The sequence below is a fragment of the Ruegeria sp. YTSA072 genome (assembly GCF_059610285.1).
Genome location: NZ_JBXWNI010000001.1, coordinates 118773 through 139644, shown reverse-complemented (window position 1 = coordinate 139644; position 20872 = coordinate 118773). Strand labels below are relative to the sequence as shown.

The following is a 20872-nucleotide window of genomic DNA, read 5'->3' as shown; positions in this document are numbered from 1 at the left end:
GCGAGGGCTTATTCTTGCAAGACGCTGGCAAGAGAAGCCTTCTTGGCAAGCAGCACGGCCTGCGTACGACTTTGCACGCCGAGTTTACGCATGATTGCAGTTACATGCGCCTTGACTGTGGTCTCGGCAATGGACAGATCAAACGCAATCTGCTTGTTCAGTTTGCCTTCACAAATAAGCTGCAGAATGCGCGATTGCTGATTGGTCAATGTGGCAAGCCGATTTGCGGCGTCGCTGTGTTCGGAGTCCGCATCGTCATCAATCAGTGCAAAACCGTCTGGCACGAAGACGCCCCCGGAATGAACTGTCTCGAAAGCTGTACGAAACACGTCTCGCTGGCTGTGCTTGGGGACATAGCCTGAAGCACCCGCACGGATCACCTGACTGATCACGCGGTTCTCTGAAATCGACGACACCACGATGACCGGTGCATCGGTGGCCGCTTTGACGCGCACCAAACCTTCAAGCCCGTCCACATCCGGCAGGTTGAGGTCCAATATGACCGCATCTGGTCGCAACCCACCGGCAATCAGAGCAATCGCGTTTTCCAATCGATCTGCGGTGTGGATTTCACCGATACGAGTGACACTTTGCAGCGTCATCGACAAAGCATCACAAAACAATGGATGGTCATCGACGATCAGGACCTTGTCAAAATCAATCTGTCCGGCGGTTTTTGCAAACATGAAACTTGGCCTTCGCAATCTGGTTGTCCCAACCCTAGCAACCGGCGGGTGCCGCGCCTACTGGCGAAACGTCGTATAGCCGGAACCCATGTTTGGCTATGCCTCCGGGCTTTGGGGCAAAATAGATTGAAGTAAGATCGCTGTCGCTTTGGCTCCGATCTGGGGGGCTTCACTTTCTCTGGGGCCAGCGATGTTCAATATCGTATTAGGTCTGGCCATGACCCATTGCTTTACTTGGCGTGCGCACGCCTCAAGCCCCTGCCCTAGATCAACGACCAGAAAAGGCTTTCCGATCTCTTGCGCAAAATCGATGGTCAACTGCGTTCCCGGACTGGTCGATCCATCCACAAACACCAGCAATGCGTCACAGGCCAAAACGTTCAGCTTTGTGCGTTCGGCGAAATCCGCGGACTGTGTTTCATTCAAACCAGAGAAGCGATCCGGAATGCGGCCCGCCTCATTCAAGCGGCCTTTCGGAACCCAGCCGCCATAGGGAATGTCGTTTTCCAAAGCGAACTGGAAAGCCGCCATATCAACGCCTGTTTGCCCGCCGGTTATGATTTTCACAAGACGCTCCTTACCCTAAATCAGCGCCTTGCTAGCCCAACAGACCGATTTCATGCCCGTCAATGATAATCGCCAGATCCCAATATTTTCTGATTTCTTCCTCGGCGGCCTGGGCTGCAGCAGCCTCTTCGGGAACGCGTTCGACCCGAAACCCGAACCGTTCAAGCCCGCAATAGTCCACTCGGCTGAGAATGACGGGAAAAACCTCCCGCTCCATCGCCGCGGCGGCCAACAGCCTTGCGATACGATATGGCGTTTCTGGTGGTTCATGCACCCGCACGCCGATATGTACCGGGCCGCCGGGCTCCCGGTCCCACAGCATGAGCGAGGGGGCCAGCCGCATATTCGGAAAGATAACCTTGCCAAGCGGCTTGGTGTCACGATCCTCATTGATCAGATCGTCCAGCGGCTCGGGTCGATTTGGCGACGCTCTGCTGAGGATTTCGAACCATAGATCACTGGTCATATCCGCGCCCCCAAATCGGTTAGCAATTCGGCGGCCTTGACTGCCCCCGTTTTGGGCAGCTCAAAACCATTCAATGCAGATCGGTAAAATTCGGCTCCGTCGTGATCCAGCCAATCTGCCACTGTGCGCTCGAGCGTCATGAATTCGCGTTCGGTGATGGCTGCGCACAAATCCCGGTCGGCCATGGCTGTGGCGCGCCGTTCCTGATCGTCCAGATAGGGGGCTGACTGCGGAATAAATATCGCCGGGATGCGATGGTACAGCATCTCAAGGACCGAGTTGTATCCGGCCGCAGATATGACCACGTCCGCGGCAAGGCTAAGCTTGGTCGCCTCCAGTGTCTGAACCACGCGGGTGTTTTTCCAACCGAATGTGGCAGGCTGAACCGTGCTTCCGGGCCATGTTACAACAAGGTGCAGGCAATCATCGCGCGCCTCAAGCATGCCCGAGATCGCCTGCAATTGCGCTGACCTGTCCGAGGCAACGCCGCCGCCCAGCATGCTGACAACCAGTTGCTTGAAGTCGCGCCCGAAACGTTCCGCCAGCCGGGCCCTGAGTTGTTCTTTTTCCGCGGCGGATTGTTCCACCTGACGCACGATTGGCCCGACATAATGGACATGGTCACCATAGCTGTAGGCGTCGTTCAGTTCGTCAAAAGCCTCAGAGGGCACGATGACACGGTCAAACACGCTTTCGCGGCGCAGCATAGTCTGCCTTGACCGACCTTCAGGCCACAACCCGCGCCGGATCCAAGCCGCCGACAGTTTGCGTTCACGGATCACACGATAGACGGAGTCAAACACGTAGCCGCCGTCAAAAACCAGCGTGTCGTTTTCTTGAAGCACCGCACCAAGACGCCGATAGGTCAGCACGTCATTGCCATCTGAATTGGTCTTTGTATCGGTGCGCTGAACCAGCGGGATACAGTCGATACCCTCACGGCGAACAAGCGGGACGCAGCTGGGAAAGGCCGCGAACATTTTTGTTATGGTGTCCGGCATTTCACGGGCAATAATGCTGCACCGCTGCGCATGACCCAGCCCCACCCCATTTGTCGGGAAAAACAGGGTTTTGGGCTTGTCCTGTTCTGCCTGACGCTGTTTCGTCTTCAGACCTGCAGCCGTTTCCAGGCGCGAAATGTCAACTGTATGCAACCACTGGGATTTCGAGGCCTGTTCGACAATTTGCGGCACGTTCCCGATCACATTGCCGATCAGATACCCATCCAACGCGAAAGGAGTCTTGGGCCCTAGCAATGCAGGTGCGCCCGAGGACATCAGAACCTCATCGTCGGTACAGTCAATGGCGACGCCGCCAGTTGCAATCAGCTCAACCGCAAAAGCGGCCATGCGAACTCCCGCAATTCCATTGCCGAACATCGCCAGAATATCCGTCGAAATCGCCAAAGTCAGCGGCGACAGTCCGGTATACAGGTAGGTTGGCAAATCGTGAAACGGCGACGCCTTGATCGCCTCATTCTGTGCGCCGCTGACAATGAGTTTCAGGTTATAGCCACTCTGGCTGCTCATCCGGGAAAAGCAAGACAGCGTCTCGGGGTTGTCCAGCTCCATCGAACCCAACACAAGGGTCACGTTCGGCACCACCCGTTTGGACCGCCGCGAAACGGGACGAACATCCGCCACCAAAGGACTTGAGGTCGATGGCAACACCGGGCGCGGTTGAAAATCTGTCAGGTCGATCACCTGGGCTTCGCGCCCAAGCGCATAGGCCAGCCGGGCCTTGGCCGCGATATAGCTTTGCTGGGTCATAAAGCGGCCCGTCGCAACAACCGGGACGCTTGGGTCGAGCTTTTTGTTCCGCAGCGACGCAAGAAGAAAATCGTCGATCTCTTCGGCACCCAGTACGAATACGGTCTGCACCTTGTTCTCGCCCGGGTCCACAAGGAACTTGGCTGCCTCATATATCCTGCCACGCCCTGCATCCTCGGGCAGATAATCGGCATCAATGCACACATTGAAACCACGTGCGGCAAGCTGCTCGGCAAAGATCAACTGCGTGTCAAACGACCGCAATGAGCGCGTGCCGACTTCGACATAGATCATTTATTCACCTCGCTGTCGGCGGACAAAACCCCCGACAGCATCGCCTTGAATTTACCTGCAGAGTAGTTCTGCAGCGCCGATTGCGATCTGGCCACCTGATCATGGTATTTTTGCGGTTGGGCGATCAGGTCAGCAATGAATGTGTCAACCTGAGATGGTTGGCAAGTCAAGACGGCTTTTCCGAACGTGGCACCAGTATCGGGGTTGGTTAGAACAACCTTACCTGCGGCAACCGCCTCGGCCACAACGCGACCAAAACTTTCCTGCCAGGTCGGCGCCGTGAAATATACAAAAAAGTCAATCATTCCAAAGAACTCTTGCACAGTTATGGCGTCAAAGGGAAGCAAGGTCCAATGCGCGCGAAGAACACGGGCATTCAACAAGGCATCGGCCCCAAGAATTACATTGCACTGAGAGTGGCTTGGAAAACAGCTGTCCAAATCAGCAATAACCGGGAACTTCTCGAATCCGGGTCGTGAATGACGCCCACGGCGGTCCTGTGGCGTTTCACACGGGGCGCTCATCTCGGTCTCGCAAATGTTGAACCAGTCAGAGCCCAAGACGCCCCACTGCCGCGCCACGCGAGAGGTTGCCAACCAGTCGACAACGCCGCTTCGGTTAAACGGTGATATCGGCGCGAGTGTTTTCCTGAGCGAAATTGTCGAGGCTTCGATCTGGCTTAAACAGCTTGAAACATCAAACCCCTCTGCCCCGCCCGGACGCAGAAAATTCTCATGCGTGATCACGTACAGCTCGCGCGCAATGATCCTTGTGCCAAGCGTGTCCTGAAATTTCAAAAAAGACGGGTTGTGTAAAAATACGAAATCCGCGCTGATCCTAGGTGCATCCCAAATTATCGGAATGTTCAAGTCGTCCAGCACCTGCCGCAAAACCGGTGAAACGTGTTGGTTGGTGCCAAACGTCCTGGACGTGATCGCGTGCACGACCACCTGCCCGCATTCGGCGGCCACCGGCAATTCGGCCGCCACAGCCGCAGAAGTCCCGCCAGAAAACCGCGGCTCGATGACATAGGCGATCGTTGGTGTGTTTGATCGCCCGAAGGCAAGCATTTCTGACATCCGACTCAGTGTTGCCGCGAGGCATCGACTGCCTCTTTAGCCGCACGGTTCTCGCTGCTGGCCGGTGCACTGGTGGCATAGCTGAAATCCAGATTGCCAACAGATGCGACCTCGTGAAAGCTCCGTAGCTCCAGCGACAGTTCATCTTCGCCGGTCAACAGCTCAGGGTTTTTGTCGAGGTAGGAATACAGTGCCTGAATGTCATTGGTGGACAGCATTTGGTCGATGGCCAGAAGATGCTCAAGCGTAATTTCGGCACGCGCGTTTTGGGTCGTCGATAAAAATAGCAGAGCAGTTACGATGCCGATAAGTCGTCTATCCGTCATTTTGGATACCTCGTCGGAAACTTTTAACAGTACACAAAATTGAATCAGTCCTTTTCAGTATAGCTTAAAGTCACAGTCATTGGGTCGTCGCTTTCTTAAGTTTGCTTAGGACCTGACTTTTCAGGCGATTGACGCGGTTCGGGTCTTGGGCTGCAGCCGTGGAACGCGTGGTGGTCCGCTTGACCCTGGCAACATCACCGCTTTGTCCGGCCAACCATAGCTCGATGATTCCACTAGGAGTTTTGGCGTTGGACCCTGTGAAATCCCGCAACAGAGCACCAGAGTCCCTGGCAAGAGCGGATGCCCTTTCCTCGTCTTGTTTATGATAGAATCGAACGTTCGACTGGGTGATTTTGAACCCCACGCGCGCCTGCCCATTAAGCTCATGTCCAGTCGAAGTCAGGTTGGCCACTACAGAATCAACAACGCTCTGCGGCACGTTGGTTGGTGAAAAGAGCCGGAAGGCAACCACCTCATTTGTCGGGGCAGCCTCTGGTTCCGGGAGGGTGACTACATCATTAGGAGGAGCCGGCATCCGAGGCGAGACTGGTGTTTCTAGCGAACTTGGTGTTGCTGAAAGGGCTGTTGCCCGCAAAGCTAATGATGTCTCGTAGGTGGCCGGTGTCACCAAAGGGGCGGGTGCATCGAATAGCTTCGGCGCGTTTGGCAGTGCCACCAATTCAATTGGCTCTGGCAGGGACGGCTGCGCAATCTCGGCGGCAAGGCCTTTGCCCTCTGGCCGCACGGCAAGGTCCGAACCAGCTGCTTTACTTGTCTGGGCACCCTGTTCCGCCTGATAACCGCGCGCGTGCTCAGGCACTGTCAGTAGAACAGACAAAGGCACTTGAGGCACCGTGCGACCCAGTGCGACGGGCTGGACCGGAACCACAGGCGGGCGCATTGTTGTTGGCGTTACCGCTACGGTTACACCTTTCAAAAGTTCTTCGGGTTTTGCTATAGTCACAGTTGTTTCAAGCAAGGCGACAGAAGTGCTGAAAATCTCGGGCGTCGATTGAAACCGGACAAAACCCAGATTCAACTCTTCCCGAGGCCGATAGCTTAGCATGGTTTTCGGCAGTGGTGGTTGGACAAGGGTCGGCACGAAAGACCGAACACTGGGAGCCGAGCGTGACAATTCTGGTTTGATACCGCCCGATTGCTCGGACGAAACCGATTGGGGCGGTGACAGCAACGCCAAATCAGTTGACGCGGCTTTGTCACCGACAGCCGAAATCGATTCAGATGACATATCAAACACGGAAGCAGAAGTTACTGCCAGGTCCGCCCCGCCGCTTATAACGTTGGGAGGCAGCGCCGAGCGCTCGGTCAATTCCTCGTCTTGTTGCGTGATCGCAACTGCAGCCACGGTCTCCTGGCTTACTAAACCCGCGTTTTGTGTTGGGCCGGAGGCGTTCAGCCCAGACAAGATCAGATAAACCGAAGACGACGCAACTACACCGATGCCGCATCCTACTGCAACCCAACCCAGCCGAGTACTGTGACGAGAACGGCTCTGATCATCTATCTTTCCAAGACGACTTTTACGCAAACGATCCGCCACCTGATCCTCGGATAGCTTTTGGCCCAGCTCCGGGTCGATTGGTTTCTCTGAAACAATGTCGGGATTGATACCCTGCGCGGACCCGCCATCGGGCGGCACAGCGCTTGCTTCAAATCGCTCACCGCGCGCCTCGTTTTCGGTCGCACGACGGCCATTTTTGACGCTTTGGCTATCAGCTCGCCCTGCAGTTGCTTTTTGAACCGACTCATAAGATTGGTGAGAATTTGGTTCTTGGGTCGGCTTGCCGGCGATTTCAGGCCGCCCCGCCGCTTTATTTAAAGCCTGTCTCAGTCGATCATCATCGGTTGAGCGGATGTCCTTTTTTGGGTCAGTATCAGACGATTGCGAAGCAGCGCGATTTGCCTTGCGGGCCGCGAGGTTAATCGCCCTCTGTTTCCGAGCGTTTTCAAGCATCTCCTGCCATTCAGAAGATTGCAAAAAGTCATATACACCCGACACTTCGTCAGCGTCTTTTTTGGCAGCTTTAGGGCGAGCTTTTCGATCACTGGCCTTTGTCATCAATACCCCCGAACTGGTCGCCGGAACACGCTCTTCGCTGTCGAGATTCGGGCGAACCAAACACACTCGTGAACATCAAAATAATAAAGAAACAATTTGCAAAACAGTATATAAAATTGACCTTTGGAAGACAAGTAATCCGGCGTCCGACTTACATTTTCAGCCTTTCCAACAATAGAAGAATACCCAGCTAAACGCCCCCGTCGTGCATGCTCATCCATTCCGACAGTTCCATTTTGGCCAGGTTCTCGTTGAACAGAAACAGCACAGGGACGCTGGCCGCATGGACATTTGTGCGACTCAAAAAACTTTAAGCCCGGCACCAGGAAACACAGGTGAACGCAAAGGATTCAGGCTGTTCCTAGGGATTTGCCTAAACCAATCCCACTTTCTCAGACATGCAAATCCAGAACCAGAATTCCGTCGATGCCGCCCACGGTGTTTTCGACCAACTGTGCGCCCAGCGCTTTGTGCCTCTCGTTGCTTTGGTAGCTGGCCAATGCGGCCCAATCATCGAAATCAATCACAAACCCATGCTTGTAACCGCGTTCGATCTGTTCAGGGCTTTCGCTGCGGCCACCAGTGAACCCACCTGCACCCGGAAGGGCGTCGGTCAGGTCCGACAGGCCCTTGTAAATCTTCCCGATGGTTTCTTCGGTCACGTCGGACCGGAATTTTGTCAGGACTATATGGCGGATCATAGTTAGTTGCCTTGATCATGAGTGTAGGAGCGCAAGCGTCCGAAGAATTCGAGCGTCACCATAACTAAGGCGTTTGCAACCGGAATGTTCCTAAGACTTCGAGCTTACCCTAGATCGCCAAATACTCCTCGCGAAGGCCGGTGTCTTGAAGCACCTCGTTCGCCGTCCCATCAAATACGATAGTGCCGGTGTCCAGAATGATCGCGCGATCCGCTAACTCCAATGCTCGGACGGCGTTCTGTTCGACGATGATTGTAGTCATGCCCTGTTGCTTAACGTGGGCCAGTGTTTTTTCAATCTCGTCGACAATGACCGGGGCCAGACCTTCGTAAGGCTCATCCAGAAGCAGGACCTTGATATCCCGGGCAAGGGCTCTGGCGATTGACAGCATTTGTTGTTCGCCACCCGACAACGTAATCCCCTCTTGTTTCCTGCGTTCGCCCAAACGCGGGAACAGTTCATACAACCGCTCGAGGGACCATCCGACCGGCGGTGCAATCTGGGCAAGCTGCAGGTTTTCCTCAACGGTCAGCCCTGGGATAATTCGTCTGTCTTCCGGCACAAGGCCAAGGCCAACAGACGCCGCTTCGTAGCTTGTCATATTGTGTAGCGGCTGATGATCCAGCCAGATTTCACCGTGCCTTACTTCGGGATCGCCTACCCGCGCAATCGACCGGAGTGTCGAGGTTTTGCCAGCGCCGTTCCGTCCAAGCAGGGCCAGAATCTCGCCTTCGTGCACATTAAAGCTGACGCCTTGCACGATATAGCTTTCTCCGTAATACGAATGCATGTCCCATACAGACAAGAACGCAGGCGCGGTGCTTGCCCTATTGGCGTTTTTTGAAAAGTCGGGTTTCTCGTTCATAGCTTTTCCTTACGCCGCCTCGCCCAAATAGGCTTCACGAACCTTGGGATGTCCACGGATTTTCTCTGGAGTATCTTCGACCAGCGGCGTCCCTTGCGCCAGAACTGTGATGCGTTCCGCAAGGCTGAAGACCACATGCATGTCATGCTCGATAATGGCGATGGTTATGTCGCGCTCATCCTTGATCTGTTTTAGCAAATCAATGGTGTTGTTGGTGTCCGCCCGCGCCATGCCAGCCGTAGGTTCGTCCAGCAACAACAGCCGCGGATTTTGACTGAGGCACATACCAATCTCCAGTCGCCGCTTGTCGCCGCGAGACAGCGACGCCGCGTGCATTTCGCGCTTGTCGGCCATGTTCATCTCTTCCAGCATGACTTCGGCTTGTTCGACGACCTCACGTTCGCTAGCGATGGTCTCATAGGCATGCATCCGGAATGCCCCATCCCGCATCGCGAAGATCGGGATCAGCATGTTCTCCATCACGGTCAGCTCGCCAAAGATCTCAGGCGTTTGGAACACGCGGCTGATGCCCATCTGGTTGATCTGGAACGGCTCGAGTCCCAGAACCGAGTTGTTGTTGAACAACACCGATCCGGTGTCTGGCATCAGCTTGCCCACCAGACAGTTCAGCAGCGTCGATTTTCCCGCGCCATTGGGGCCGATGATCGCATGAACCGAGTTCTCTTCGATATTGAGGTTCACATCTGTCAGCGCCTTGAGGCCACCGAAGCGCTTGCTGACGTCTTTGACTCTTAGAATTGCCATTTCTCGCCCCTTATTCCGCCGGTTCTGTTTTGCCCGACGGCGCATCGTCGGTGTCTTTTTTCTTACGCTTGAAGCGCTTGAGCAAACGTTGCCCGCCTTCAACAAGACCACCCGGCAGATAGATGACGACCAGCATGAACAGGATGCCCAGCGTCAGGTGCCAGCCTTTGCCGATGAACGGGTGGATCACGAACACCACGGCGTCCTCCAACCCGTCAGGCAGGAATGCGAACCAGCTGTGCAGGACGTTGTCGTTGATCTTCGAGAAGATGTTCTCGAAATACTTGATGAAACCTGCGCCCAGAACCGGCCCGATCAACGTGCCCGTACCACCGAGGATCGTCATCAGAACCACCTCGCCTGAAGCGGTCCATTGCATCCGTTCGGCACCTGCCAGTGGGTCCATGGCGGCCATCAAGCCACCGGCCAAACCGGCATACATGCCAGAAATCACAAAGGCCGCGAGCGTATATGGCTTGGAGTTCAGGCCCGTATAGTTCATCCGCTGTTGGTTCGATTTTACCGCCCGCAGCATCATGCCAAAAGGCGACCGGAAGATACGGATAGACAGGTAGAACACGGCCATCATTATGATTGCGCACAAGTAGTAACCCGCGTTGAAGTCAAAGCTCCACGCGCCCACATCCATCGTGTACGTCGCGCGCATTGGCAATCCAAACAGATGCGGTAGATCCGGCGCGTTAGCGCCCTGCAGGATCTGCGGATCGTCCGCATAAACCTGCAGGCCGGTTTCCCCGTTCGTCAGGTTAAACTTGGGATTTGACAGTACCGAGTAGGCCAGCGCAAAGCTCATTTGTGCGAAGGCCAGTGTCAGGATCGAGAAATAGATCCCCGACCGCCGTAGGCTGATGAACCCGATAAGTAGTGAGAACAGGCCCGCGACGACGACACTCAGCGCGATGGCTGGAATGACATTGTAGCTGAGCAGTTTGAACATCCAAACTGCCGAGTATGACCCTACGCCCAGAAAGGCCGCGTGACCGAAGGACAAGTACCCGGTCAGGCCAAACAGAATGTTGAACCCGATGGCAAAGATCCCGAAAATCACGAACCTCTGCATCAAATCCGGGTAACCCGCGTTGAACTGCGCCATGGCGCTGCCCTCTGGAAACGGGTTCAGGATGAAAGGCGCCAGCAAGGTCAGGAGTGCGACGACGATCAGCAGGCTGGTGTCTTTTTTATTCAGTCCCAACATTGATTATTCCTCCATCACGCCCTTGCGCCCCATCAGCCCGCGCGGACGCGTCAGCAGCACGATGATGGCGACAAGGTAGATGATGATCTGATTGATGCCTGGGATCGTTGTGGTGGCCCAGGTGGTCGAGGCAAAGCTTTCCAGAATGCCCAGCAAAAAGCCTGCCAGAACGGCGCCTGGCAATGACCCCATTCCGCCAACAACAACCACGACGAAGCTAAGGACCAGAAAGTCCATTCCCATGTGGTAGTTCGGCGGGTTGAGCGGCCCGTACATCACACCGGCCAGACCGGCGACACCGGCGGCAATGCCAAACATAATGGTAAACCGGCGGTCAATATTGATGCCCAGCAGGCCCACCGTTTCCCTGTCAGCCATTCCGGCGCGGACAACCATCCCGAAAGTGGTGAACTGCAGGAACGAAAACACTGCCCCGATTATGCCCACGGCAAAGCCAAAATAGACCAATCGCCAGATCGGGTAGATGATTGCATTGGGATCAAAACCAACCATGGTGCCCAGATCAACAGATCCGCTCAGCACATCGGGCGGCGGGGTCTGGATCGGGTTGGCGCCAAAGAAATACTTGACGATTTCCTGCAGAACGATCGCAAGACCAAAGGTCACCAGGATCTGGTCTGCATGCGGGCGCTTATAGAAGTGTTTGATCAGCCCGCGTTCCATCACATAGCCAACCAGCAGCATGATCGGGATCGCAAACAGGATGGCCAACGGGACGGACCAGTCGATGATCGTTGCGCCGACTTCGGGGCCGAACCAGGCCTCGATATAAGGGGTTTCGACCTTCAGCGGATTACCCAAAAAGTCTTTTTGGGTTTCATCCAGGGTCACGAAACTCAGGTTCAACAGCTTTTGCAAAGTAACGGCGCAGAACGCGCCAATCATGAACAAAGCCCCGTGGGCAAAGTTCACGACGCCGAGCGTCCCGAAGATTAGAGTCAGACCCAGCGCGATCAGCGCATAAGCCGAGCCCTTGTCCAGACCGTTGAGTATTTGCAGTAGGATGGCGTCCATTGGGCCCACCTCAGGGTTGGTCAGTGTGGATTGAGTGGTTGGGACCAGGCCCACAGGCCTGGCCGTAAGTCGCCTGACCGCCGAGAACGACGGTCAGACATGCGCCAAAAGGCTTACGCGCCCGGATTGCACTTGCCCAGTTCGCCACCGGCGAACATCGGGTGCTCGGGATCGTACTCGACCTGTGAACGCGGCGTGATCTCGACGATTTCAAGCGTGTCATAGGCGTTGGTCGGGTTCTCATTGCCCCGCACAACCAGCACGTCCTTAAAGCACTGGTGATCGGCACCGCGATACCATGTCGGACCATTGCCCAACCCGTCGAACTCAAAGTCTTCCAGAGCTTCGGCAACACCACAGGGGTTGAAGGTGCCCGCACGCTCACATGCATCCGCATAAAGCAGCACTTGTGCATAACAGGTCTGAGCGGAGTTGGACGGCGGCTTGCCGTATTTCTCACCAAAGGACTTCACGAAGGCCTTGGTGCCCTCATCCTGCAGCTGCCAGTTCCAGTTCATCGAGCCCAGCACACCTTTGATGTTCTCGCCCGCACCAGCGGCCATCAGCTCGGAATACAGCGGCACGACGATCTTGAAGTCCTTGCCGTTTGCAACCTTGTCGAGCAGACCGAACTGGATCGCGTTGGTCAGCGAGTTCACCATGTTCCCGCCATAGTGGTTCAGAACCAGCACGTCCGCGCCAGAGTTCAGAACCGGTGCGATGTAGGACGAGAAGTCGGTCGACGCCAGTGGCGTCTTAACTGTGTTGACCGTCTCCCAGCCCAGAGCTTCGGTCGAGGCAACGATCGACTCTTCCTGGGTCCAGCCCCAGTTGTAGTCGGCCGTCAGGTGATAGGCGCGACGTTCTTTACCCATCTCAGCCGCCAACACCGGTGCCAAAGCGGCACCCGACATGTAGGCATTGAAGAAGTGACGGAAACCATTGGCCTTCTTGTCCTTGCCCGTGGTGTCGTTTGCATGTGTCAGGCCAGCCATGAAAATGACTCCCGCCTCTTGGCACAGGCCCTGAACCGCAACGGCCACGCCCGAGGACGAACCACCATTGATCATGATTGCGCCGTCTTTTTCGATCATCGATTTGGCCGATGCGCGGGCTGCATCCGATTTGGTCTGGGTGTCGCCGGTGACGAACCCGACCTTCTTGCCGAGGATACCGTTCCCCTGAAGCGCCTTCGACGAGAATGTGTTCAAGCAACCACCGTCGCCTTCGCCGTTCAGATGTTCGACCGCCAGCTGTTGCGCCAGCAATTCGTCATTGCCTTCGTCGGCATAAGGTCCGGTTTGCGGAACATTGAAGCCCAGAGTGACGGATGACCCTGTCGGCTCATTCGTAAAGGCAGCGGCCGACGAAGCCGTAAAGATCGTAGGCAGGGCCAGACCGGTTCCTGCAACGGCACCAGACTTTAGCACGCCGCGGCGCGTGACATTTTTCTTAGTCATGTATTCCTCCCATTTCCATTTTTCGTCCTTTGGCTCCTCTTCCAGCAGACGAAAGCGCACTTTTGTGCATTCCAATAATGGAAATCGGACTGAAAATTTCTCAATAAATTACTAGTATTGAAACAAAGTTTTGTAAATTTGTTCACGAATAACTGAGGTATTTGTAAATAATTTGGAAAATTGCCATATACCATGAATGCTTTCATGTGCTTAGATGTGAACCGCCACAAGAGCATTCCTGCGCCTCAGCCCCTCCGGCCCCATGAGCCACCACCAGGCGGAACGTCAAGACCGCCGCATTACGCATTCTTTCCGCTGAATAAAGCAAGAGAGCCACTTGGGCTATCAACGTTCCGACAAAGGGAAAATCTCATACTGAGACAGTTTAGTTCGCTCATTAGCTTTGGCAAACCCGGTCAAACAACCGAAATGCTACTGAATCTTATGTACGAGATCTTTTTCTCAGTCTGTTTTTCGAGAACCCCTTCAAATTGCCGAAAATCCGGTGAATGGTGCCCATGGCAACCTCGCCAGAACACGGACCCAAGACTTAAACTCGAGTTTCACTCCTAGCGAAAATACAAGAATCTGAACGTAAACAGCGCTTCAAATCACTGGAATTTCGACATAATCCTGAAGCGCGAAGTTAATCGAGGCGGGCATGAGTGGCGGCACTGTTAGACAAATTCGAACTCGTGTCGGTTAGGCCAATAGAGCTGGCATTTTTGCGACGCCAAGTTTGCGCCACTCGGCAAGAGCGGCGGTGCGTGTCAGCTTGAAAGTGTTTCGGCTGGTGAGATGTTGCTTCAGATTGAAATGGTTGTAGACGGAGGAATGAATGGAGGCGAGTTTCTGCTAACTTCGCATGCGCCCTAAACGCAGTATGGCACGCTCTCTTCGTCGGAATGTGTAGTGCCAGTTCTCAACCTGAGTGTTGAACCGCTTGCCCGCCTTCTTTTTTTTCGTCGCACCGAGACCTTTAAGTGTAGCGCGGTATGACTTGAAGCGATCCGTTACAACTTTGTCCGCGCCATCGCACCGCGCCGCTTTATCAATCTCCTGAGGAATTTCATCCTTGCTTGTTTGTTTCGGCGTTTGATGAAAATTGCTTCAAGCACCTCGCCTTCGTGATTACCGGCACGCCACAGATAGTGCCGCCGACCGTTTACTTTTACGAAGATTTCGTCGACATGCTATTTCACTTTTGAGCATGCCCGCAGCTGCTGAACCCGCATTCAGCGAATTTCAGACGCGAACATTGGGCGGAAACGGTTCCACCAGTCGCGGACTGTCTTGCGGCTAACTTCGATCCCTCGCTCAAGCAACAGATCTTCAACGTTTCAAAGCGATAGTGGGAACCGAACGTACGGCATCATTGCCAAACGGATTATCTTGGGACTGGTTTCGAAGTACTTGAAGGCCGTGGGTTAATCATTCCCAAACGCTTCGCAACCACCCTGCCCCGCTAAAGCAAAGTTAATCTAGCAGGACCCGAGATTCTATCCGTCAAACTTTTTAGCCCGGATAGGAATGTTGCCATCCCTTCCCACGGGCGCAGGAAGTGGTCGTTGTCCCAGTGCTTGGCGTTAGAGTTATCCACGGAGGGCCATACTTTCTGCGCTCATCGCAATTGGGAACTCTTCGCGCACCTGAGCGTCTGAAGCACCGAAGTAGTTGGGGAAATGGCTGTCGAGAATGGAATTGGCCTTGTCACGGGCGCGATCCAGCAGATCAGTTTTACCTTCGTTTTCCCATGTATCTGTACGCTCACGATCCATGAGCCGCGGGTAGACAAATTCAGTGTTCATATAGTTCAGCGTGTGTGGGTTGCCGAGGAAATGACCGGGATCAATGGCGCATTGGTGGATCACATCCACCGCCATGGTTTCATCTGTGACCTCTATCCCGCGCAACGATCGCAGGATCATACCACCTGCTTCGTCATCGATGACCATGCTTTCAAAACTGCATCCCATCAGGCTGCCGATCATCCCGCCGAACTCGCACAGCCGATTGGCACCAGCATGGGCGGCAAGCGTGAAGGTTAGTGCCTTTTCCAACCCGTATTGCGCGTCAGGTATTTTGGCATCGGTCATGCCTGCGCCAACGGATGTGGGCAGGCCATAGAAATTGCCCATCTGAATGGCCGCGGCCCCGATAAGAGCCTGTTCGCCGCTGCCGCCGGTGAACGACCCGCTGCGCAGGTCTGTGATGAAGGGCCAGGCGGCAAAGCAGACCGGACAGCCCGGTGTGATGAGGTTAACAATGGCAACGCAGGCCAATGTTTCAGCCACGGTTTGAACTAGTGTTCCCGCAAGCGTCGCGGGGGCTGTGGCCCCGGCCTGAGGAGGCACAGCCAGATCGACCGTCAGGCCCAACTTGGCAGTATCAATCAGGATTTCCATATTTTCCTTGCCGATCCGCAAGGGGGAAACCATTGGGCAGCCGCCAAAAATGACGCTTGGCTTTTTCATGAAAGCGCCTTCACCACCCTGCGCTAAGTCAAACATGCGGATGGCATGCGGGATATGGCTGCGGTCGCGAAAGGTCAGACAGGCAGGTTTTTGGCTACCTGCGAGCATCGCATATATGGTATTCATGTCGTGAGCGAAATCATCGGCCACGTCGGTGGCTAAAACCGTATCGCCCAGCATATGGATGTTGTCCAAACAGTCCACCAGACGGGTGAAATCATAAACGTCGCGCAGGACCGAAGGGCGATAAGTTTTGGTCTCGGAATCGAAGGTTGTGACGGCTGTGCCAGAGTTGGCGAAATAGACACTCTCTGCCGAGCAATGCATGTCGTCTTTGCCTTCACGCTCTCCGCGGGCATAGACATAAAACTCCTTGGCAGCACCAGCCAGGATGTCTTCCATCAGCGCACGGGGAAAGCACAGCCGATTAAGGTCATTCATCACCGCGCCCTTGGGCAGCACCAGATCAAGCAGTTCCGGGAAATGGTCGGTGACGCCGGTGTTTTCCAGAACGGTCAGGGCCGCTTGGTGGATGTTCTCCATATCTGATTGGGTCAACGGCTTATAGCGTCCGCCGCTTAAGCCTCCACGCACGGCCTCGTTGCCCGTAGTCGCCTGTTGCACCTTTATGCGCGCGGCGCGCCCACCACCACCGCGACGGCGTGATTTTACCTCAGCCATTACCGGCCATCCTTTGTTCTGGTTCCGGACTGATCATTGCGAAATAGAAATCGTAAAAATCCTGGATCGCGGTTTCCATTTCGCCCAAGGGGCCCGGTTGGAAGTATTGAGAATTCACGCCGGACTGGTTGTGTCGAATGATGCGTTCGTCATCCAAAGATGTGACATGCCAAAGCCAGGTCAGGTCTTCTTTATTGTAATCTTGGCCTTCTTCGGCGTCAGCGCGAACCAGCCAGACCACCTGAATGTCGGTTTCCTGTAGGCCACGTGGAACAAAGCGGTAACCCACCATGTGATCCGAATAAATCAGGAACCAATTCAATGGACCAATATCAAAGTCAGTTGCGCCACCGTCGAAGCCATTCAACGTTCCAAGCAATGGCGCAAGCGCCTCGCCCGATTTGCTGCCGGTTTTGTAACCTTGGTAAAGCGGGTAGCGCCGATAGTACCCGCTGGTGAATGGGGTGGGCGCAGCCTCACCAACAAGCGCCAATTCATCAGGCGTCAGCCCGACTTCTTCAGCCCTTGCATTTAGCGGCTCGACCAAGCCAGCCATGTCTTGTGGCGATTTCAGGCTATGAGAGCGAGAGTATTCTTTGTGTGCTGGTCCGCAGTGGTAGCATTCAAGATAGTTCTCAACCGCCAGTTTCCAATTCGCTGGAACCGGAAATGACGCAGTATGCGCCACTTTCAGATCGTCAAAGCCATAGGGTTCGACGAGTGGCGAAAGCTGGCTGAGGACAGGATCAAGCGATGGCGTGTTTGCATCGGCACAGACAAAAATCAGGCCTTTAAAGACACTCACCTGAACGGGAAATAGCCCGAATTTGGACGGGTCAAAGTGTTCCCCCATGTTATGGCTTGCACGAAGTTTGCCCGATAGCTCATACGTCCAGGCGTGATAGGGGCAAACAAGAACGCGGGAGTTGCCGGACTGTTCTGTACAGACGCGAGATCCCCGATGCCGGCAGACATTCAAATGAGCGCGAACTTCGCCTTCGCGGTCGCGAACAACGATGATGCTCTCCGGGCCATAGTCGAACAGGAAGTAGTCACCGGCGTTTGGGATTTGGCTGACATGCCCTGCCCAAAGCCAGTTGCGGTTCCAGACTTGAGCAATGTCATAGTTATAGATGTCTTGCGAGGTATAGAAACCGCGCGGTAAGGCGTGGCCGTACTGGTGCGAGGCTATCAACGCATCCAACTCAAACGGTCGGCTGTTCATCACGTTTCCTCCAAATCGATTATCTCGCGGCGAAACCAATCTTGGTCTGCTTCTGCCTTAGGGCGTTCAAAATCGCGGGCGGCGCGGTGGCCCGCGAAGACTGCGTCGACGATCAGTCCCGGAGACGCGGCATCGCCAATAAGTTCGAGGGTTTTCAACCCGAGCCCGCGCAAGCTGTCATAAAGCGCTGTCTCTCGATGGCGTTCGGTCACCAGAATTGTCGAGGCACAAGGAATATCTGTTTCGCGACCAGTAAAGGCACACCCGATGCGTGCCACGTCACCTTCAACCGCCGTCAGCACCTGATTGCAGCGAATGTCGATACCAAGCTCGATCAGGCGGGCCTGAATACGAGGCTGCTCCAAAGTATTGACGGCGTAAGCTGAGACCAAACTCTCCGGCGTGACAAAGACCACTTGGTATCCGGCGGCCGCCAGTTTTTCGGCGATCACCCCTGCCAGATAGATTTGGTCATCATCATAGATCATCACCGGGCCATTCGGAGGCAGATGGCCGTTCATGATGTCATCAGGCGTCAGCACTTTGGCGCTTTGCTCGATCTGAGGCATATGGCGTTGCGTTTTACGGCCTATGCCATCGGCGCGCCAATGGCTGCCGGTGGCAACAAAGACGTGTTCGACGCCAAGCTCTGCCACCTGATCGCCATCAAGTCTGCTGTCAGTGAACAACTGAACGTTGCTGCGCTGTTTTAGATCACTCAGCCGATAGTCGACAACGCGCGACCAGGCCGCAAGGCCGGGTAGCTTGCTTTCCTTGGCAACACGTCCACCAAATTCAGCTGAGGCTTCGGCCAAGGTCACCTGATATCCTCGCCTTGCCAATTGCGTGGCGCATTCAAGACCGGCGGGGCCACCGCCAATAACCAAAGTATCCGCGTTGCTCTTCTTCGGCGCGATGATCTCGGGGTGCCAACCGCGTCGCCATTCTTCACCCATGGTCGGGTTTTGAGTACAGCGGATCGGGATGCCCAGATTGTCAGATGAGACGCAGATATTACAGCCGATGCATTCGCGAATTTCGTCGATCCTGCCGTCTTCAATCTTTTTCGGAATGAATGGGTCCGCAATGGAAGGTCGTGCGGCTCCGATGAGGTCGACAATTCCCTTTTTGACCATCGACAGCATCATGTCGGGGGACGTCAGGCGACCGACACCAACCACAGGTTTCCGTGTGATCTGTTTGACGTGCGACAGAAACGCGTTCTGATATCCGTCTTCTGGCTGAAAACGGGTTGTCGCACTGTCATTGGACCAGTCGGCTACATTCACATCCCATAGGTCAGGAAGATCGGCCAAAAGCTCGACCACGGCACGGCCTTCTTCTGAAGCCTGCATGCCGTCAGCGCCCACCATCTCATCAATGGCAAAACGGAGCGCCACAGCGCAGCTGTCACCTACAGCTTCGTGGGTATCTTCCAGCAGTTCGCGTGTCAGGCGCACGCGATTTTCAAGCGACCCGCCATATTCATCACTACGCTGGTTCATATGCGGCAGCATGAAATGTTGCGCCAACGTCATGTTGTGTCCGGCATAGACGTAAATGATGTCAAATCCGGCATCTTTCGCGCGCAGGGCGGCCTCGCGGTGCCAGCGGCGGAACTCGCGAATATCAGCTTTATCCATGGCCTGCGCCTGCTTGGGATGCGTCGTATCGAGGGACATCTCAGAAGGTGCAAGAACCGGCGCGCGGGTCAGCAGGTTCTGTGCATGGTTGCCATTGTGAACCAGCTGAATGGCCGCCAGCGCACCATGCGCATGTACCGCATCCGTCATCAGCCGCAACGCGGGCACATCGCGCCCGTCCCATAGCCGCCCCTCGGCATAAGGAGATAAGTCTGAGGTTGGGTGAATCTCGGTCTCCTGATTGGAAACCACCGCCCACCCGCCTTCGGCCTTCATCCCACGAACGGCGGCATCCGCCCGCGGTCGGACATGCCCCAACCCGGTGCAATGCGGCACCTGATAGAAGCGGTTTCTGGCTGTGACTGGTCCGATCTGAACCGGTTCAAAAAGCAGAGCATATGGGTTCGCGTTCGACATGTTCACGCGTTTTCCTGTATCTGGGATCCGGAGCCGTAAGGCCCCGGAAATGTTGTTGTGTTAGAAGCCGGCTTTGATCCGTTCAAATTCTGCCAGCATTTTCGCCTCAAGCTCGGGATTCACCGCATCAAAGAACAAACTGCCTTCGAAGAAGCTTTTAGGGTCAGCAAAACCATAGGCTTCGATGTTGGCCTGATCAGCAACTTCGAACGCTTTTGCGTTGGAATGCGGGTAGCCCCAGTTGTCGATGATGTACTGACCGCTGGCAGGGTCAGTGAGCGCGTTCAACAGATCATAGACCTGATCGACCGGAGTCGTGGAAGACTTCAGATGCACGTAACCGCACGCCCAAGTCGCGATGCCCTTATCGACATCACGCATCATCGCGGCAGGCACTTCGTTCCAGATCAGGTTCAGTTCTGACTGGTTCCAGGCCCAACCCAATTCGATCTCACCGCTGGTCATGGCCTGATCAAATTGACCCGCATCGGACCAATAAAAGCGCATGTTCGGGTGGATCGAGCGCAGAAAATCAGATGCTTCCTTGAACTGCTCGTCGCTCAGATTGGTGTAATCGTCGGCGTTTCCAGTGGCCAGCGCAGCCAGGGCATACGCAGATGACGCGGCATCCGGGACGGCGATCTTGCCTGCATAAGCCGGATCCGCCAGCATTTGCAGCGAGATATCGTCGCCTGAGATTTTGTCGGTGCGATAGATAAGGCCCGTGTTCCCCCACTCGAACGGCAACATGTAAAGCTTGCCGTCTAGGACGATGGCGTCGACTTCCTTGATCTCGGGCAGAACATCAGCCCAGTTGGTCAGTTTGCTTTCATCCAGCGGCTGGATCAGGTCGGCTGCGACCCATTTCCTGACCGCGTCAGAACAAGGATGCGCCAGATCAGCCGTGAAACCCGAACTCAGTTTAGTAAAGGCTTCTTCCTGACTTCCGAAATAGGAATAGCTTGGCGCCTCATTCCCGTATTTTTCCATGTAGCTGGCAAAGAACCCGGGATCTTCATATCCCGACCAGTCAAAAACCGTCAGATCAGCGCCACCTGCTATGGCAGTTCCCGTACTTATCGCCGTCGCACATGCGAAGGCCGCAATTCCCTGAAGTCTCATT

17 protein-coding genes and 1 pseudogene are annotated in these 20872 nt (G+C 55.0%); all 18 read right to left on the bottom strand.

Annotated features, from left to right (window positions below; genetic code table 11):
• Nucleotides 1-8: 8 nt before the first annotated feature.
• The 18 genes and pseudogenes from AC2FIB_RS00665 to AC2FIB_RS00580 all read right to left on the bottom strand — a co-directional run bounded on the left by AC2FIB_RS00665 (nt 9) and on the right by AC2FIB_RS00580 (nt 20871).
• Nucleotides 9-686, bottom strand: coding sequence for a response regulator (locus AC2FIB_RS00665; RefSeq protein ID WP_496732877.1), 678 nt, complete (start codon nt 684-686; stop codon nt 9-11).
• A gap of 96 nt (nt 687-782) precedes the next feature.
• Nucleotides 783-1253, bottom strand: a complete 471-nt coding sequence (locus tag AC2FIB_RS00660; protein WP_496732876.1) for a putative molybdenum carrier protein — start codon at nt 1251-1253, stop codon at nt 783-785.
• A gap of 31 nt (nt 1254-1284) precedes the next feature.
• Complete coding sequence (locus tag AC2FIB_RS00655; protein WP_058277356.1) at nt 1285-1719, bottom strand: hypothetical protein; 435 nt, start codon at nt 1717-1719, stop codon at nt 1285-1287.
• Nucleotides 1716-3782, bottom strand: a complete 2067-nt coding sequence (locus tag AC2FIB_RS00650; protein WP_496732875.1) for a glycosyltransferase — start codon at nt 3780-3782, stop codon at nt 1716-1718. The genes AC2FIB_RS00655 and AC2FIB_RS00650 overlap by 4 nt, the downstream gene beginning before the upstream one ends.
• Complete coding sequence (locus AC2FIB_RS00645; RefSeq protein WP_496732874.1) at nt 3779-4852, bottom strand: glycosyltransferase; 1074 nt, start codon at nt 4850-4852, stop codon at nt 3779-3781. The genes AC2FIB_RS00650 and AC2FIB_RS00645 overlap by 4 nt, the downstream gene beginning before the upstream one ends.
• A 14-nt stretch (nt 4853-4866) precedes the next feature.
• On the bottom strand, nt 4867-5187 hold the full coding sequence (locus tag AC2FIB_RS00640) for a hypothetical protein (protein WP_496732873.1): 321 nt from the start codon (nt 5185-5187) through the stop codon (nt 4867-4869).
• 76 nt (nt 5188-5263) lie between these two features.
• Entirely contained in the window at nt 5264-7267 is a 2004-nt protein-coding gene (locus AC2FIB_RS00635) for a hypothetical protein (protein WP_496841487.1), read from the bottom strand.
• Nucleotides 7268-7659: 392 nt separating this feature from the next.
• Nucleotides 7660-7968, bottom strand: a complete 309-nt coding sequence (locus AC2FIB_RS00630; protein ID WP_496732871.1) for a Dabb family protein — start codon at nt 7966-7968, stop codon at nt 7660-7662.
• A gap of 109 nt (nt 7969-8077) precedes the next feature.
• Nucleotides 8078-8833, bottom strand: a complete 756-nt coding sequence (locus AC2FIB_RS00625) for an ABC transporter ATP-binding protein (RefSeq protein ID WP_058274761.1) — start codon at nt 8831-8833, stop codon at nt 8078-8080.
• 9 nt (nt 8834-8842) lie between these two features.
• The gene (locus AC2FIB_RS00620) at nt 8843-9598 is read right to left on the bottom strand and encodes an ABC transporter ATP-binding protein (RefSeq protein ID WP_282118831.1); all 756 of its coding nucleotides are present in this window, start codon (nt 9596-9598) and stop codon (nt 8843-8845) included.
• A gap of 10 nt (nt 9599-9608) precedes the next feature.
• Nucleotides 9609-10814: a branched-chain amino acid ABC transporter permease gene (locus tag AC2FIB_RS00615; RefSeq protein ID WP_058274759.1), complete on the bottom strand. Its 1206-nt coding sequence runs from the start codon at nt 10812-10814 to the stop codon at nt 9609-9611.
• Nucleotides 10815-10817: 3 nt separating this feature from the next.
• On the bottom strand, nt 10818-11849 hold the full coding sequence (locus AC2FIB_RS00610; protein WP_109311932.1) for a branched-chain amino acid ABC transporter permease: 1032 nt from the start codon (nt 11847-11849) through the stop codon (nt 10818-10820).
• Between the two features lie 113 nt (nt 11850-11962).
• The gene (locus AC2FIB_RS00605; protein WP_058274871.1) at nt 11963-13309 is read right to left on the bottom strand and encodes a substrate-binding protein; all 1347 of its coding nucleotides are present in this window, start codon (nt 13307-13309) and stop codon (nt 11963-11965) included.
• A gap of 702 nt (nt 13310-14011) precedes the next feature.
• Nucleotides 14012-14685: pseudogene (locus AC2FIB_RS00600) on the bottom strand (IS6 family transposase).
• 216 nt (nt 14686-14901) lie between these two features.
• The gene (locus AC2FIB_RS00595) at nt 14902-16464 is read right to left on the bottom strand and encodes a trimethylamine methyltransferase family protein (RefSeq protein WP_496732870.1); all 1563 of its coding nucleotides are present in this window, start codon (nt 16462-16464) and stop codon (nt 14902-14904) included.
• Nucleotides 16457-17689, bottom strand: coding sequence for an aromatic ring-hydroxylating oxygenase subunit alpha (locus tag AC2FIB_RS00590; protein ID WP_496732869.1), 1233 nt, complete (start codon nt 17687-17689; stop codon nt 16457-16459). Before AC2FIB_RS00590 ends, AC2FIB_RS00595 begins: the two co-directional genes overlap by 8 nt.
• A complete protein-coding gene (locus tag AC2FIB_RS00585; RefSeq protein WP_496841484.1) occupies nt 17689-19749 on the bottom strand; it encodes an oxidoreductase in 2061 nt (686 codons plus the stop codon). Before AC2FIB_RS00585 ends, AC2FIB_RS00590 begins: the two co-directional genes overlap by 1 nt.
• 60 nt (nt 19750-19809) lie before the next feature.
• Entirely contained in the window at nt 19810-20871 is a 1062-nt protein-coding gene (locus tag AC2FIB_RS00580) for an extracellular solute-binding protein (RefSeq protein WP_058278606.1), read from the bottom strand.
• Nucleotide 20872: the final 1 nt, after the last annotated feature.